Below are 13,673 nucleotides of genomic sequence, written 5' to 3'. Positions count from 1 at the left end.
CAGTTTGCGCGCGAATGCCCCATCCATCGAGATCTGCTGGAGATCCGGGCGAGCGTGGCCCCGCCCGTCAGGCGCCGAGCCGCAGCCACGCGGCCACGCCGTGGTGATCCGAGCCGGAGAACGGCGCCCGCTCGCAGCGCGTGATCGCCCACCCCTCCCCCGGTTGAACGAAGACATAATCGATGCGGCGCAGCGGCAGGCCCGCGGGCCAGGTGCCGCCCGCCTTGCCGGGGTGCGCCTGCGTCCAGGCGTCGAGCCAGGAGCCGTTTCCCGCGCTCGCCTGGAGATAACAGACCGCCTCCTCGCTCGGGAGCGCGTTGAAGTCGCCCATCAGCACGGCGCCTTGGCTCCCCGACTTCTGGCGCTCGCGCGCGGCGAAGCTCACGAGCTCGCGCACGGTGCGCGCCCGCGCGCGCTTCGACAGCGAGAGGTGCGTGACGAGCACGTCGACCACCGCGCCGGCGTGCCGGATCGCGGCGCGCAAGACGACGCGCTGGCTGTCGCGCTCGAACGGATCGTCGCGATCGAGCGTGAGCGCCTCCACGGAGTGGTCGAGCACCTCGACGTCCTCCCGGCAGAGCAGCGCGACCCCTTCGCACTCGCCGCTCGCGGCGACCCTTCCCGGCGCGAACCAGGCCCTGTATCCGCCGGCGAGCCGCGAGAGCTCCCCGGCCTGGCCGAGATCGCCGCTCGCCGCCGCCGCGTGCACCTCCTGGAGCCCAAGGAGGCAAGGGCGCAGATCGCCGATGAGCCTGGCAAGCATCGTCCGGCGCCGCTCCCAGAGTGCGACTCCCCCCCAGATGTTCTGCGTCAGGACGACGAGATCGCGATCTTGGCTCAAATGCCTCCTCCTCGGGCGTCGGTCCGGGGATGTCTCTTAACCAGCTTGTCGAGGAGGCTCAAGGTCCCGCGAGCGAGCCAGTCAGCGGCCCGCCGGGGAGCGGGAGATGGATCCGGTCGTGTCGACGCCGCGCGCGGCGGCGCTTTGGGCGTGTCGGCCCCGCGCGCGGCGGCGCCTCTGGGCGGGGAGCGCTCAGTTGAGCGAGAGCGGGCCCGCGCCGGGCTGGGCGCCGCCCTTCATCTCGTGCGAGTTGGGATCGTACTTCGAGGTGCACTTGGCCATCACGAGGCTCGCCTCGAAGTCGCCGCCCTGCGAGAGCGCGCCCTCGACGGTCACCTGGACGCCGCCGCTCGGGACGTCGCGGAAGGTGTCGGGGATGACGCACTGGGCGTAGCGCACGGGGAGCGCCGCCTGCGTGCCGTGGATCTGGAAGCGGTACTCGCAGGGCGAATCGCGCTTGACCAGCGTGCCGGGCACGAGCTCCCCCTCGACCCGGACCTTGCGGCCGGCGAGCTTGTCCTTCGACGCGAGCAGCTGGTCGACCGGCGTCGCGTAGACGGCCGCTTCCTTGAAGCCGACGAGGAACAGGGCGACGAGCGCGCCCACCATGACGAGCAGCGTCGCCAGCAGGCCGAGGCTGCGCGACGGGCGCGCCTTCGGCGCCGGGCTGGCCGCGGCCGGCTTCACCACCGCGGGCGTATCCTGCTGCTCTGCGAGAGACAGCGCCTGGGCCAACTCGTCGTCCAGCTTCTTGCTCATCGTGGGTCCTTCCCGCACAGGCTAGCCCGCGCCCCACGGCCGGTCGAGCACCACCTGCATGGCCTCGGGTCCGGCCGGCGGCGTCCTCCGGCTGCGGCGGACAGCCCGACCGGAGTTCTCCCTCGCGAGCGGACCCGACGAACCCGTGCGCCCGCCCGCGGAGGGTCGAAGCGCCGGCGGCGTCGTCGATCGGAGGCGAAGCGCAGAAGAGCACGCGGCGGCCCTCATGGGCTGTTCACGGCCGCCTCGATGGCGGGGAGAAACACGGCGTGAGGGAACGCCGCGCGGAACCGCTCGGCTCGCGCGCGGGCGTCGGCGCGCCGCCCGGCCTGGACGAGGGCCTGGATCGCCAGCGCCTCGCGCAGCTGGACTCTCGGGCTGCGCGGGTAATTCCGCGCGTGCAGGGCCAGCACGTCGAGCGCCTCTGACGCCTTCCCTTCGCTGAGCGCAAGGCCGGCGCTGCTGAGCAACGCGCTCTCCTCGGTCGTGTCGGTCGGGTCGTGCCCGCTGGGCGGAGCCGCCCTGCGGGGGGAGGCGCGTGACGGCGCCGCGGCCGACATCTCCGCGGCAGCCGGACGCCCAGCGTTCACGACGGCGTCGGCCACGGCGAGCTCGCCCGCGGCGCGCCCGTCGCGCCCCGCCTCGGCGCGCTCGGCTCGCTCGGGCGCGGCGCCTTCGACCTCGGCGCGCTCGGCTCGCTCGGGCGCGGCGCCTTCGACCTCGGCGTGGACGGGCATCACCGGCGCCGCAGCAGGCGGCGGGAGCCCGGCATAGACCACGCCGGCGCCCACCCCGGCTCCCCCGAGGAACAGCGCCATGCCTGCCTTGATGAGCCTGGACCGCGCGATCGTGATGACCGGCGGCGTGCGCTTCTCCCCGGCGGCGCCGGCGGCCTCTACCGCGTTCGCGGGACGGCGCCGGTAGGGCGCGGAGGCGCCTGCATGGGGCTGTGCTGCAGGGCTGTCGGAGAGGCCGTCCGCGCCGCGGGCCAGCCCTCCGGTCGAGGCGAGCGACCGCTGGAGCCGCGCCCACAGCGGCCCTGCGAGCTCCTGCGAAAGGCCGAGCCGGACCCTGCCTGCGTCGAGCAGCATGGGCCTGTCGGCCAGGGCGAACGGCGCCAGAGCGAAGCGCAGGCCACGAAGGCCGAGCGCGTCGGGGTCCCGCGCCGTGAGTCGTTTGACCGCAGCCGTGAACTCGCTGCGGGCGCGTCTCAGCCGATCCCATGCGGTGTTCACGGGGATCTGGAGGGCCTGCGCGATGTCGCGCATATCGCTTCCCTCGAGGTCGTAAAGCACGAACACCGCTCGTCGTTCCCTCTCGATGCGCTGGATGAGCTCGCGGACGATACGCTGGGTCTCGGCCTGTGCGACCCGGCGCTCCGCGTCGAGCCCGGGGTCCGCGAGCTCGATGGGCTCGGAATCGTCGAGCGCTAGCAGCTCCCGCTGGTTCCGGGCGAGCGCCCGGTGGCGAAGGGCGACATTGGCGCTGATGCCCGCGATCCACGGTTTGAGCGACAGGCGAGGATCGTGGTCGTCGAGGCGCCGGTGAACGACGAGAAACACCTCGTGAGCGACATCGTGAAGATCTCGAGACGCAACGCCGAGCCGCCAGAGCACCACGAGGACGTACGGGAGCAAGGTCTGGTAGACCTCCTCGAACGAGGGCCGCGGGGGCGGGCCGATGGCGGGCGCAGGATCCCGATCGGGTGCGGCAGCGGGCTCTGGGTCGAGCGCAGGCGTCATCTCCGGGGCGGGAGCGGGCGCCGCCTCCGGGGCAGGTGCAGACGCCGGCGCCGGGTCGGGCGCAGGAGGGGGCGCTGGGCGTGCTCGGGGTTCTTTCATGGATAGGTAATCCGGCGAGGCCGCCCGGATCGTTGCGAAATCGTACACGGGCTCGACGCGACCGGCCGAGCGGGCACCGAACGGAGGCATCATCGGCGACGGCGTCACCGAACGGTGCCGTCACCGGCCGGCAGCCTCGGTGAGGCGAGTTTCTCGGCCAGCGCCCTCCTGGCGCGACGCAGCCTGCTGGCAGCGGAATTGGGGTTCATGCCGCACGCTCCTGCCCAGGCGACGAGGCTCAGACGCCCGGCCGCCGCGAGGAGGACCTCGCGATGGCCCACGGGAAGCGCGGCGACCTCGCGTAGCGCGGCGCGGGCGAGGAGCTCTCCCTCGATCTCGACAGGCGACTGGTCGGCGGGCGAGACGGGCGCGCTGCACAGGATCTCGCAGCGGACATAGGCACTCTCCCGGTAATGGGACACCTGGCGCCAGGCGACGCCGTGCAGCCATGCGCGCAGCGCCGCGCGCGGGCGCCGCCGTGGGTCCGGGCGGTATCTGCGCGCTCGGATGGCTTCCCAGGCGCCGAGGAGCACCGTCTGGAGGAGATCCTCTCGGTCGCGGGCGGGAACGTGGAGGGCGCGGAGCAGGAGGGCGACGAACGCTCGCTCGGCCCAGAGGGCATCGATCGAGAGCGAGACCGCCGGGTGGAGCGCCTCCTTCGGCCCGCTGTGTGCGCGGCGGCGCGTCCGGGATCCAGGCGCATCGGAGGACGGGCGGCGACCCTCCCGCCGGAGAGGGGTAGGCAATGGGGTCTTCATCGGAGCGCTATCCGGGACTGCCCCGCTTCTCGCTGCACAATCGACTGGCCCGCGTGACCGTAGGGCGCCAGAGCGCTCGTTCTGGCGGCTGGCGGGCGACGGGCGCACGATGGGGACAGCGCGAGCCCTCGTGAGGGGCGACGTGGGCTATCGCCTGGCAAAAGGTGAGAAAAGGACCTCGCTCTTCGTAATGCGATCGAACGGGCGTGAGCTGCCCCGAGGTTGAGCTGGTAGCGCCCTGGGGTCCTCTGGTAACGTGACCGCGCTTACCGCGGCGCGTCCTCGACGACGCCGCAGATCATGAGGAGAGGCGATGGCGGCGCGGGCGCGACGTTGGCGACACGGGATCGTGGCGATTTGCTGTGCGAGCACACTCGGGGTTGCATCTGGTGGATGCGGGTCGTCGACCGCATACCTGTGCCCGTGGGATGAGGACCAAGGACCCAAGGGAACGCCTTGTGAGGTGCTCGAGCCCCCCGACGCCGGCGGAGCTGGCGGGTGCGGCGCTGGTGGCGATGGCGGCGAGGACTGCACGGCCGAGGACGACACAGACGTTGCCATCGCGTCCGATTTCGGCGACCTGATCCCGCCAGCAGAGGTCTGCGCAGGGCAGTGCGTACCGAAGGAGCCGCTCGGGTGGTCCGAGCCCGCGCTGCTCTGGATCGGCTCTCCCGACGGCGTGCCGAGCTGCCCTGCGAACGCGCCGATCGTCGGCTACGAGGGCTACGCGGATTTCGCGGCTCCTGCCCTGCACCAGTGCCCCGCCTGCGCGTGCGACCCGCCCGAGGCGACGTGCGAGGTGCCGATGGCATGGAGGGCCTACGCCAGCTTCCCGTGCGGCGGCCCCGAGGCGCCAGCGACCTCGTTCGCTGCCCCGGATGGGTGGGACGGGACCTGCACCTCGGTGAATGCCGTCGAGGCCGGACGGATCTGCGATGGCGGGCCGTGCGTGCAGTCGCTCGCGATCCAGGCTCCTCGCGTGGTCTCCGCAGGTTGCGCACCGAGAGTCGCGGAGGCGCCGGAGAACCCCGACGAGTCCGCGGCGGCGGGCAGCTTCGCGATCATCGCCCGGGCGTGTACCGGAAACGCGTCCCCCCCGTGCGCGGATCCGGGCATGACCTGCACGCCGGCACCACCGCTCGGCGACGCCGCACCGCCGGAGGGGTTTCTCACGTGCATCCACCACGAAGGAGAGCAGGACTGCCCCGCCACGTACCCGGACCAGCATGTCTTCTACGCCGGCGTGGAGGACACACGCGGCTGCGCTCCTTGCGGCTGCACCGAGCCCACCGGAGCGACGTGCAGCGTCCTGGCCTCCGCGTTCAGCGACGAAGGGTGCTCGCAGCTCGTTGCGGCCCAGGTGATCACGGCCGACGCCCCCCACTGCGGGACGGTCGCGACCGGCACGGCGCTCGGAAGCAAGTCGGTGAGCGTCGTCAGCCTCGAGCCCGGAAAGTGCGAAGCGTTCGGCGGCGAGGCGGTGGGCAGCGTCGCGCCCACCTCAGCGGCGACGTTCTGCTGTCAACGCACCAGCTCTGTACCGGCCTGAGTCGACGGCTCGTTTCGCACGGGGCGCAACAGCCGCCTCATAAGGAAGTGGCAGGCCGCGAGGGGCGCGCCCGCAACCCCAGCGCGCTCCACGCGCTCGCAGCCGCCTCATGGGAATAGCTCCCGCAGACACGTCCGACGATTCGCGAAATCGCACGAAGGTTCAGAAGAAAGCGACCAGACGGAGCGCCACCGCCTCCGACACGGGCGCCGCGGACCACCCTTCGCCATGGAGCGGTCGAAAGTGCGTCCGATGTATGTTGATCAAGAGGTCGCCGCTGAGCTGCCCGGCGAGGCGGGCCGAAAGGGGCACCTCCAGCCCCGCACGAAACCCGAGCCCTGCGTAGGGCAGCGCGAACTCCCTGCCGGTGCTGTCCCTGGCGTTCCACACCCCGCCTGCCGTGGCGAGCGCGCAGCCGAAGAACCAGTCCGCGTGGCCGCAGGGAACCACTGAGCCGCTCAACCCCGACACGCCGATGGTCCAGCCGCGGTAAGGCTCGGCATCGATCGGAAGATCCCCGCGGGCCTCCAGCGAAAGCGAGAACCTCTCCCAGCGGGCGCCGGCGAACCCCGAGAACCCGACCGCCACCGACGGCGCCACGCCGGCGCCGAGCAGCACCCCGACGCCTAGCTGAAGATGCAGACGATCCGGCGGCGGCCTCGGGCGCGGAACGGGGCGCGGCGGCGGAGCGACCGGGCGTGGCCGCGTCGAGGCCAGCGCCCCGGGCCGCGCGTCCGGTGAGACCGTTGGAGCGGCGCCCGCCGGCGCCGATGGGGGCGGCGGCCCTGGCAGCGGCGAGATGGGAGCGCTCTCCGGTGAAGGCGGTGCTGGCAGCAACGGGCGCATGACGGCGCTGAGGGAGAGGCCGATGTCCTCCACGAGCGCGCCGCAGATCGCGCTCGAGTGCTCGTGGCGGCCGAGATCCCGGCCATCGCGGTCGTGAAGCGCGATCTCTCCCTGGAACGCCGTCCCCTTGCGCCGGATGACCACCTCGATGTGCCACGCGCCGTCGCTCACGAACGGGTCGACCCCGCCGAGCTGGCTCGCGACGATCTGCCGGAGGCTCGGCTCCTCGGGGCACCCCTCGGTGCCGGGCCCCCGCGAGTAGGACAGGCGCGCGCCATGCAGCGCGACCTGCGCGAGCGCCACGGGAGCCGCCAGGAACAGCGCCGAGGCGAGCGGCAGCGCCGCGCGGTTCATCCTCCGGATCCGATCGCCGGCGAGGAGCGAGCCGGACATGAGCGGAGCTCCGTCATCCGTCATCCGACGTCGTCCGTCGCCATCCGTACGACTTCCGGAAAGGTCTCCCGGCTTGTTGGGAAATCGTGCGCCGGCGCCGAAAAAAGAATGCACGAGGTTTCCCGGCGACATTTCCCCCGAACCTGAGAGGGATGTCACCTGGAATTGGGACTGGAGCGGCGTTGCGAGGTGACCGGCGAACGGCGCCGTCCTCGCGCGATGGGTGGGATGGCCGGTCGCATGCCGGCCGGCATGCGAGGAGCAGCGCTATCCGATCGGCTCAGGCTCGACCGCGGTCTTCTTCCTGGCGCTGGCGGCGCGGGCCCGCTGGTCGGCGCGCCGCTCTTCCTCCGCCGCGTCCTCGTAAGGCGAGAGCAGCCGGTCACGGAGGAGCGCGTGCGTCTCGTCCTTGTCGTCGTCGTACTCGGCATGGGCCTGGACCAGGAGCGTGCCGTAAGCCTCGTGCCACGCCTCGACCGCCTTGACGGCGGGATCCGCGGCCTTCGCCTCGGTGACGCCAAGCTTCTTGCCGTACAGCTCCGTCCAGCGCTGGAGGCGGCCTGTCTCGGCCGAGAGCCCGAGACGCTCGACCGCCGCCTTCACGTCTTTGCCCTCGAGCGCCTTGATCATCGCGCTCATGCGCACCCACTGCTGGGAGTAGACGAGGCGGATGAAGTCGGTGCCCGACGACAGCACCTCCGAGCGCACCAGCAGCGCATCGCGACGGCGCGCCGCCTCGTCCTCCGTGAGCGGCAGGATGTCGTCATGATCGAAGGCGCGCTCGATGCTGGCGAGCTGGCTGCTGAACGCTCCGATGCACCGGTCGGTGCCGCGATCGATCTCCACCATCGTGGCGTCGATGCTCCCGAGCACCTCGAGCGCCTCGGTGGACGCAATGACGGACTGGACCGCTGCGTCGACCTTGGGAGACAGCTTGATCTTCTTCGACTTCAGGGCCTCCCGGTGAGCGGCGAGCTTCGTACCTGCAACAATGCACCCGCTCGGCGTGAGCCGGCGGGCGAGAAATGCGGCTTTTCCCATCAGACCTGGCTATCGGGCGCGAGATGACCCAGCAAGGCGGCAGCACGTAGTCGACGCACCGCAGCACACCGACGGCGTCCCCCCACGCTCCGCCGCACGCCGGCTGGCGTCCCCCCACGCCCCGCCGCACGCCGGACGGCGTCCCCCCACGCCCCGCCGCACGCCGGACGGCGTCCCCCCACGCCCCGCAGCATGCCGGCCGGCGTCCCCCCACGCCCCGCAGCATGCCGGCCGGCGTCCCCCCACGCCCCGTAGCACACCGATGGGTACAACCTCGCCGGCGCGCTCGGCGGCCCGGTCGAGACGGCGCACGACTCGTGGTTGCGCAGGCGCGCACGCTCGACGACTTCCAGAGTGACGGCGAGTGCCCGAGGCGCGAGGTGCTGGCGTCAAGGCCTCTCCTGCTCGAGGTGAGCCCACGTCGTAGGGACGCGCAAGGCGACGCGCGCTGGGATTGCCATCAGAAGCGATAGACGCCCTCGACGGCGATGCTGATGGAGATCCCAGACCAGGCGATACCTGGGATATACGCCGTATGTAGCGTGCATCTGCCGCGAAGCCTGCTCTCCGGTGCCGGGGATAGCGTCGCGCCCAGATGCAGGGCCGGCGCCAGGCCGTGCTCACGCTGGCACCACGTGTCGGCGCAGAGCGGCACGGCGAACACGTCGAGGCTCGGACCGAGCTCCAGCGTGAGCTCGCGGTGGTGGATCCCGAGCACGGCGGCGTTCACGTCGATGACGCCGATCCAGCGCAAATCCTTCAAATTGAAAAAGGAGATCGCGTTGCGGTAATGAAGGCTGCCCCATTCGGCGAACCGCCAGCCGAGCGCTACGCTGGGCTGCAGGGTCATCCCTCCCGTGGCGCGACGCTCGCCCAGCGACGTGATGCCCACGCCGAGGCCCGCCTCCAGCTCGAACTCGCCCGCGCGGGCGACTCCGGGGAGCAAGGTGACGGCGACGGCGGCAACGACCCGGCACCGCGAGAGGCCGTCGCTCAGAAGTCGCCTCCGCCCGGCGGTGGGAGCGGCGGAGGAGGTCGCTCGCCATCGGAGGAGCGTCGTCGCAACCATCGATGTCGTTCGGACAGCTGCGCACCGGCGTCGGTGGCGGCGACCTGAGCGGGGTGCCGTGGCAGCGCACGTCCTCTACATGGAAGCTCATCTTGAAGAGCATGCGGTCCGCCGTCGACATATTCTTACCAATTTCATTAAATAGCCATTTGGGGAACTCGAATTTGCTTGCACCGATACAACGCGCCACAACTTCACCCCAATCGAGGCCCTGGTTTCTGATAGCCGCCAGCACGTCTTGTGCAGTCCACCGGTCAAATCGCTCATACTCAACCCACGTCCCGCTCCCGCGGGGCTCTTCAACATTGCCGGTGCACCGAACATCGAGCACATCCGCGCCTGCATCGAGAGATTCGAGCCACGCTTGGACTCGAACGGACGCGTCGTAATCGGGAACAGAGCAGCCCAACAGAACGAATAGGAACAACAACACGCATCGCCGCATCACGCACCTCCGATGCCGCATACGCGCAACATAGGCGGATACGTTGCAAGCTCGATGGTCTCACGCAACGTGAAGGAGACGTCCGAGATCGAGCGTTCCGGCGCGTTCGTGAGCGGGGACTCATGAGTAGTCTTCGGGCGGTACGGGGGGCAGGCCGAGCTCTGCCCTGATCGCATCTCTAGCGTCACGAAGCTCGCGGGTGATCTCGTTCTCGGGCTCCGCATCCCTCAACCTCTCCAACGTCGCCTCCAACTCATCTGAATACTTTTCCAGCCCGAACGTCTTTCCGCCTTCTGTCATCCGGAAGAGCGTCTCTCGCCTGGCCTGACGCCACCGCTTGTCGGCTATCTCCACATTGTAAATGGCCCTCGCGCGCTCATAACGCAGCACCACCTCTTCGCTCACGCCAAATTTCTCAGCCAGAGCGCGCCGCTCCTCGGCCGACAAGCCGCCAGACCGTATTCTGCGCCCGATCTCCCAGATGAGAAGGATGTCTTTCGTCCATTCAACGCTCATACCCATCACCCAGCCCACGCCTTGCGGCCAGCGAGAGGAGGCCGGTCACCGCAGGGAAGCATCGTCGCAGTCCTCGGCGCCGTCCGGACAGTGGCCCGCCGGCGCCGGTGGCGGCGACATGAACCGCTTGTCGTCGCAGCGCACCCCCTCGACCCAGACCCTCAACTTGAAGGCCAGGACCTTCACCCCCCTGATCTGCTCGCTGATGGCGCGGGATAGCCGTCCGGGGAGGTCGTTTCGGGCTGCTTCGCGGCGTGCGGCGCGGCGACGCACCGCGATCTCCTCGTGGTCGATGACCTCGCCGTTGATGACGACCACCGATTCACGAGCGAACCATCGATCGAGTTGCTCGTCCTCCTCCCGTGTCGCGCTCTCGGGCCCCCCTCGATCTCCCCTGCGTACGGTGCCTCGATCACCTCAAGCACCCCGGAGTCAGGGCCGACCGACTCGATGCGCGCTCGTCCTCGAACGGACGCACCGTCCTCGGGCAGGACGCACGCCAGCAGAGCCAGCAGGAACAACGAGACGTATCGTCGCATCACGCACCTCCGGCGCCGGAGGCGCGCCAGGTCGTCCACTGCGCTGTCAACCCCGCTGAAGCCAGCCGGCGCAACCGCACACGCGCCCGTCTGGAGGCCGAGCAATCCGGCAGCCCCAGCGCACCCAGGATCCGTCCTTGTGGCATCAGCGGAATCGGACGCGCCGGGCTTTTGGCCGGCCTGCATGTCGGTACCCCGGTGAGCGTCGCACGCGCTGCGCTCGTGACCAGGCAGGTCGCTGACCTCCACGCCATCGCGCCGGCCGGGCGCAGGAGGGCTGCCCGCCGCCTTGGCTGCGCCGACGGCGAAAAACGCGGGGCCGAGCATCCGGCGCACCGATACAATCGCGTCCCCCACCGCACGAGACGACGGTACCTGTAGCGATCGCTCGACGTCAACTTGGGTCAGGCACGGACCGGTGGCGTGGTGAACGGTTCAGACCGGGAGCCTGGGTTGCACCCGGACGGAAGGGGAGCCTGGGTTGCGTACGTCGTAGAGGACCCACGACGGAAGAGCGCTGCACACGATCTTATGAATCGTGCAAGCTTCGGTCCGTCGAGCCTCTCATGATTGAGGAATCAGGAAGGTGGCGCGTAACAAGCAACGCGAACGCGGTTCTCTTTCCGCTTGATGCTCAGGACGCGTATAATGGCTCGCCGCGCCACGCTTCATCGCGCAGCGAACCGGCTTCTTTTACCTACGCGCCGCGCCGTGCGGCCATCGCGGTCTCGTCATCGCGCGCCGTGCGCTCTCGTGGAGCGGGCTGCGATTCGCCGTTCTGACAAGGCGTTCCTTCACGTGAAGCCGTGGGGTTGGATGGTGGGCCGCGGCGATGCCCGCCTGTGTCGCAGATGGACGTGCCGCCCCGTCCCACCAGCGGCGAGGCGGCGCCCTCGGCCACGGCGCCGGGGGTCAGCCCCGTCCACCGCTTGAACGCGCGGTGGAAGGCGCTCGGGCTCGAATAGCCGAGCTCATGAGACACGACCTTGGGCTGGACGGCGCCCAGCGCCCGCCGCGCCCGCTCCAGCCGCAGCTCCTGCAAGAGCTCGCGGTGACTGACGTGCGCCGCGGCCAGGCGGCGCTGCAGCGTCCGCGCGCTCATCCCGAAGCGCTCGCCGATGCGCGCCAGGCCGGGGTCACCCGCGTCGAGCGCCAGCGCCAGGGCGTGCCGGAAGGCAGAGACGAACTCGGTGTCATGCGTGATGCGCTCGCGGACGTCGAGGAGAGAGAGCGCCTCCTCCGCCTGCACGACAAGGATGCTCATGAGCCGCGGATCCTGGCTGGCGATCGGCGCTTCAGCGATGGCGCGATCGAAGACGATCTCGTCAAAGCGGCCTCCGAAACGCACCGGGACGCCGAGGACCTCTTCATACGCGCTCGCCGCGGCCAGGGGCGCGTGCGCGAAATGGATCCGGCGCGGCGCGTAGGCCGGACCGAACAGCGCCCGGGAGCGCGCGACGATCAGCCCGAGCAGCAGCTCCGAGAGCGAGGGGACGCCGCCTGGAGCGTCGTGACGGAATCGGAAGCTTTTGCCGTCGGATTCGGTCCAGACGCGCCCAGCATCGGCGAGCAGCGGCAGATACCGCGTCAGGTGCGCGAACGCCTCCGCGCCGGTCGTGCTCGCCACCGTGAGGTAATCCAGGATGTCGAGGCTCCCCAGGGGGAGCTGCCGGGCAGCGCGGAGGCTCAGGAGAGGACCAGCCGCCCGGTGGTCGGTGAACGCGCTCCACACGCGGCGGACCATGGCGATGGACACGCGAGCGCCCCGCTTCTCCAGAAGACCGCTGGGGAGGGCCATCGCGCGCCGAACCTCCTCGGCCTCGAGCCCGTCTCGTGCTGCCGCCGTCACCAGAGCCCGCAAGAGCTCCGTGGATCCCGAACCTTGAGCCGGCACGATCGCTCATTATGTGGGCGTGTCGCGAAATGTAAACCGTCGCCAGCGACGCGATCCCGGGGTGCTGCGCCTGCAACGACGACGCAGATTGCGGTTGCGGCAGCGGCCTCCGCTCCAGGAAGAGAACGCGAGATCGAAGCAGCGTGGGTGCAATTTTGCGATATCGCAACACGATGGCGCATTCTGTACATCGCCTGTCGCGAAGTGGAACTCGAGCCCTCGCAAGCGCGTGCTACAGCTTGTCGTAGCACCGTCTCGGCCGGAAATGCTCGCCGCGAGCAGGATGCCTGGATAGGTCCGTTCACCGCAGCAGTCCAGCGGCGAGCGGCGCCTGTTGCCTGCTGAGCGCTCGGCGGAGCCGTGTGGAATCGCGCGGACGCCCCGGCGCGCCGAGCGCACCGCGGCGATGGCGCCGGGCGGCGCTGCAATCACGAACCCTTCGAGGAGATCCGAATGAAGAAGAAGCTTGCTCTTGCCCTGTCCATGCTGATCGCGACGCTCTCCGCAGCTTGCGGCTCGGGCGACGCCACGGAGACGGAGATCGACGCGCCCGCGCCGCAGGCCGAGGCGACTTCGGCCGTCACGCCCGACCTCTTGCTGCGGACGGTGGAGAACATCGGCGCCGAGCTGGAGGCGCGGCAGGCCTCCGGGACGCTCTCGGCCGAATGGGCCGAGGCCTGGTCCAAGGCGCAGGCCATGCGGCAGCAGAGCCCGATCCAGACCTTGATTGAGCTCCTCCAGGAGGGTGCCTCTTCCGGAGACCTGCTCGCTGTCGGGTCGGACGCGATCGAGCTCTTCTTCCAGTCCTACGATCCCGTCCTGCTCGAGATGGAGCGGCAGCACGCGGACGGGACCCTCGACGCAAGGCTCACGGAGCTGCGCGCGAGCTGGCTCTCGGTCGCGGAGAAGGTCGTCGAGTCCGGCGACTCGTCCCAGAGGGCGTCGACGTACTGCTGCCGCGCCAGCGTCTCCTTCTCGGACAACTGGAGTTGCCACGAGTTCAACACGATCGGGGTCTGGGCGGCCGCGAAGTGTTCGGCGTTCTTCGCCGGGGTGCCGGTCGTGGACGGCATCCGCCTGTCGAAGGCGTCCTGCTCCAGCATCCCGGAGTGCCAGTAACCGATCCCGAGGGCGCGGCGAGCCGGGCACCCGAGCCCGGCTCGCCGTGAGCCCGGAGCCTTC

Annotated in this window: 12 protein-coding genes; 2 read left to right on the top strand and 10 right to left on the bottom strand. The window is 70.4% G+C overall.

What is annotated here, in order from left to right:
- Positions 1–67 precede the first annotated feature (67 nt).
- The 4 genes from WMF14_RS49225 to WMF14_RS49210 all read right to left on the bottom strand — a co-directional run bounded on the left by WMF14_RS49225 (position 68) and on the right by WMF14_RS49210 (position 3,974).
- Entirely contained in the window at positions 68–841 is a 774-nt protein-coding gene (locus WMF14_RS49225) for an endonuclease/exonuclease/phosphatase family protein (RefSeq protein WP_437797948.1), read from the bottom strand.
- Between the two features lie 192 nt (positions 842–1,033).
- Entirely contained in the window at positions 1,034–1,600 is a 567-nt protein-coding gene (locus tag WMF14_RS49220) for a cytochrome c maturation protein CcmE (protein ID WP_272096963.1), read from the bottom strand.
- A gap of 224 nt (positions 1,601–1,824) precedes the next feature.
- Positions 1,825–3,441, bottom strand: coding sequence for an RNA polymerase sigma factor (locus WMF14_RS49215; protein WP_437797946.1), 1,617 nt, complete (start codon positions 3,439–3,441; stop codon positions 1,825–1,827).
- 104 nt (positions 3,442–3,545) lie between these two features.
- Entirely contained in the window at positions 3,546–3,974 is a 429-nt protein-coding gene (locus tag WMF14_RS49210; protein ID WP_437797944.1) for a sigma-70 family RNA polymerase sigma factor, read from the bottom strand.
- Positions 3,975–4,662: 688 nt separating this feature from the next.
- Here WMF14_RS49210 and WMF14_RS49205 point away from each other — a divergent pair.
- Complete coding sequence (locus WMF14_RS49205; protein WP_437797942.1) at positions 4,663–5,748, top strand: hypothetical protein; 1,086 nt, start codon at positions 4,663–4,665, stop codon at positions 5,746–5,748.
- Positions 5,749–5,910: 162 nt separating this feature from the next.
- Here WMF14_RS49205 and WMF14_RS49200 read toward each other — a convergent pair whose 3' ends face one another.
- The 6 genes from WMF14_RS49200 to WMF14_RS49175 form a co-directional block, all read right to left on the bottom strand.
- Complete coding sequence (locus WMF14_RS49200; protein ID WP_437797940.1) at positions 5,911–6,987, bottom strand: hypothetical protein; 1,077 nt, start codon at positions 6,985–6,987, stop codon at positions 5,911–5,913.
- Positions 6,988–7,254: 267 nt separating this feature from the next.
- Positions 7,255–8,028 (bottom strand): phosphoenolpyruvate--protein phosphotransferase, encoded by a 774-nt coding sequence (locus tag WMF14_RS49195; RefSeq protein WP_437797939.1) that lies wholly within the window; start codon positions 8,026–8,028, stop codon positions 7,255–7,257.
- 460 nt (positions 8,029–8,488) lie between these two features.
- Positions 8,489–8,920 carry a hypothetical protein gene (locus tag WMF14_RS49190; protein WP_437797937.1) on the bottom strand — a complete coding sequence of 144 codons (432 nt, stop codon included), beginning with the start codon at positions 8,918–8,920 and terminating at the stop codon, positions 8,489–8,491.
- Positions 8,921–9,662: 742 nt separating this feature from the next.
- The gene (locus tag WMF14_RS49185) at positions 9,663–10,064 is read right to left on the bottom strand and encodes a hypothetical protein (protein ID WP_437797935.1); all 402 of its coding nucleotides are present in this window, start codon (positions 10,062–10,064) and stop codon (positions 9,663–9,665) included.
- Between the two features lie 39 nt (positions 10,065–10,103).
- Entirely contained in the window at positions 10,104–10,376 is a 273-nt protein-coding gene (locus tag WMF14_RS49180; RefSeq protein WP_437797933.1) for a hypothetical protein, read from the bottom strand.
- Positions 10,377–11,294: 918 nt separating this feature from the next.
- Positions 11,295–12,446, bottom strand: coding sequence for an AraC family transcriptional regulator ligand-binding domain-containing protein (locus WMF14_RS49175; protein WP_437804437.1), 1,152 nt, complete (start codon positions 12,444–12,446; stop codon positions 11,295–11,297).
- Between the two features lie 498 nt (positions 12,447–12,944).
- Here WMF14_RS49175 and WMF14_RS49170 point away from each other — a divergent pair, with 498 nt between their 5' ends.
- Positions 12,945–13,610, top strand: a complete 666-nt coding sequence (locus WMF14_RS49170) for a hypothetical protein (RefSeq protein ID WP_437797931.1) — start codon at positions 12,945–12,947, stop codon at positions 13,608–13,610.
- Positions 13,611–13,673 lie beyond the last annotated feature (63 nt).

Source organism: Sorangium sp. So ce693, assembly GCF_051521375.1.
Classification (GTDB): domain Bacteria; phylum Myxococcota_A; class Polyangia; order Polyangiales; family Polyangiaceae; genus Sorangium; species Sorangium atrum.
Note: the sequence above shows the minus strand (reverse complement) of the source record. Positions and strands in the feature narration are given on the sequence as shown.

Coding starts and splice junctions, on each gene's coding strand:
- WMF14_RS49195 (WP_437797939.1), bottom strand. CDS start 8,028: ATGGGAAAAGCCGCATTTCTCGCCCGCCGGCTCACGCCGAGCGGGTGC.
- WMF14_RS49220 (WP_272096963.1), bottom strand. CDS start 1,600: ATGAGCAAGAAGCTGGACGACGAGTTGGCCCAGGCGCTGTCTCTCGCA.
- WMF14_RS49185 (WP_437797935.1), bottom strand. CDS start 10,064: ATGGGTATGAGCGTTGAATGGACGAAAGACATCCTTCTCATCTGGGAG.
- WMF14_RS49170 (WP_437797931.1), top strand. CDS start 12,945: ATGAAGAAGAAGCTTGCTCTTGCCCTGTCCATGCTGATCGCGACGCTC.
- WMF14_RS49215 (WP_437797946.1), bottom strand. CDS start 3,441: ATGAAAGAACCCCGAGCACGCCCAGCGCCCCCTCCTGCGCCCGACCCG.
- WMF14_RS49200 (WP_437797940.1), bottom strand. CDS start 6,987: ATGTCCGGCTCGCTCCTCGCCGGCGATCGGATCCGGAGGATGAACCGC.